This is a genomic window from uncultured Fretibacterium sp. (genome assembly GCF_938040765.1).
Lineage (GTDB): Bacteria > Synergistota > Synergistia > Synergistales > Aminobacteriaceae > CAJPSE01.
Map to the genome: position 1 here is coordinate 1 of NZ_CALIAA010000268.1, position 1,710 is coordinate 1,710.

At 58.0% G+C, this 1,710-nt stretch carries 2 protein-coding genes and 1 pseudogene; all 3 read right to left on the minus strand.

Features of this window, described 5'->3' with window-relative positions:
- Positions 1-309: 309 nt before the first annotated feature.
- On the minus strand, positions 310-786 hold the full coding sequence (locus Q0176_RS09530) for a hypothetical protein (RefSeq protein ID WP_299302105.1): 477 nt from the start codon (positions 784-786) through the stop codon (positions 310-312).
- A gap of 65 nt (positions 787-851) precedes the next feature.
- Complete coding sequence (locus Q0176_RS09535) at positions 852-1,331, minus strand: hypothetical protein (protein WP_299302108.1); 480 nt, start codon at positions 1,329-1,331, stop codon at positions 852-854.
- 143 nt (positions 1,332-1,474) lie between these two features.
- Positions 1,475-1,710: pseudogene (locus Q0176_RS09540) on the minus strand (hypothetical protein); the annotation flags it as partial.

Genomic DNA, 1,710 nt, shown 5'->3' on the forward strand with positions numbered 1-1,710 from the left:
TGAGATTTCGGTAACTTGACAATGGAATAGCGTTCGAGACTCCAAGGCAACGAACGGCGGCATGCGTGACCTCGACCTGTCTCTGACCGTCTGTACGGGATACGGTTTACTTGCCTCGACAGCGCGGCAACGATGCCGCGTGTCGAGGCAAGCGATCAGGAACCGGACGCAAAAAGCTGCCGGGGGCAGCCGTCCCCCGGGCGGCCTGCGGGATCGTCGCCGGCGGCCGGACGGCCGCTCCGTCGGGCAACGGGTGAGGGGGACCTCACCCATCGTCCAGCGCATCCGACGCTCCACAAGGACGGATCGCTATGCCTCCAGCATCTGCTGGATCTTCTGCGCTATTTCCTCCTCGAAAGCGCGGAGCTCCTCCTCGGACATATAACCGCTCAGCCTCTGTACGGACCGATAGCGGTCGCTTTTGCGCGCGATGCCGTAAAGGCAGCCCCCTTTGGTTTCGGTCAGCAAAAGGCAGGCCTCCTCAAAGGGCAGGATTTTCTTGAGTCCGCTCCCCTTTTGCTTGAAGATCGTCCGGTTTTCCCTGTCGAACACGATTGTCGTCCCGACGACGAACAGGCCCCAGTAAATCAGGTACGCCGCACCCAGGGCCAGCAGGGAAAACATGATCTTGTCCCAGGCGGGATTGGCGTTGAAGAAGATAAAGATGCCGCCGGCGACTGCGGCCAGCGCCATGTACAGGACGTTTTTCGGGAACTCCTTTTTGAAGGGCTGGAAGCTGAACGTGCTCCCGGTCTCCTGTATATTGTAAGCGGACAAATTGTGCATGAGCGTCTCTCCTTATACTTCAGGCTGCACTTCGGGGTGAGGAAACCGAAACCCGGGAACCCGGCTCAATGGGTTTTGAGGAGGCTTTCCGTCTCGTCGACGAGCTGCTGCGCCCATCGGGTCGCCAGGGTAAACAGGACCTGACGCAGAAGGATGGGGGCCTCCCTGCCCTCATCGTTCACGAAGTACGCCTTTACGGAGACGCCTATGGGGATGAAGCCGCTGTAGGTCTCCTTGAGCACTTCGATATGCGAGAACCGGTCGAACGAAAAGACCTTTTTGCTGCGGAGCAGCCCCGTAACCGCCGTCACCTCCCGGGTGCGAGTGTCGAAAACCACTTTTTTGCCGGCGAGGGATACCGCACCCAGCAGGAGCAGCGCGCCCAGGACCCTCGCCGTCCAAAGGGCTACTTTTTCATCGACGGTGTTCCCATCGAAGAGGGTGGATGCGGCAAACAGCAGCACCGCTCCCAAAAGGGACCAGAAAAGGCTCAGCTTGTTCCTGATCAGCGTATACTCCGACCCCGTCTGCACGTAGTACTTCATTCCATACATCACAGCTCCTTGTTCTTGAGTAGAGCGCCATGGCGCAGATTTCGCGGCGCATTCGCCATTATACTATCGGCAATGCCCCGGCAACGAAAAATGCCCCCTGCGCGCCTCCGAAAACGGAGACCTGCTAGAAAAAGTCAAGGGTTTAGTTGAGAAATTCTGGCAGCAGGGGGTAAAAGTTTTTGAGGATTGTAGGGTTTCTGCGAAGTCATGACGGCGTGAATCACCCTCAGGAGTTTCGTTCCGACGGCGGCTAATGCCTGTTTGGGATGTTTGCCCCTGGCAATCATCTTGTCATAGAAATCCTTGAATACAGGGTCGAAGCGTCGTGCGGCGTTAGCCGCCAGGTAGACGGCGCGGCGCAGGTATGGAG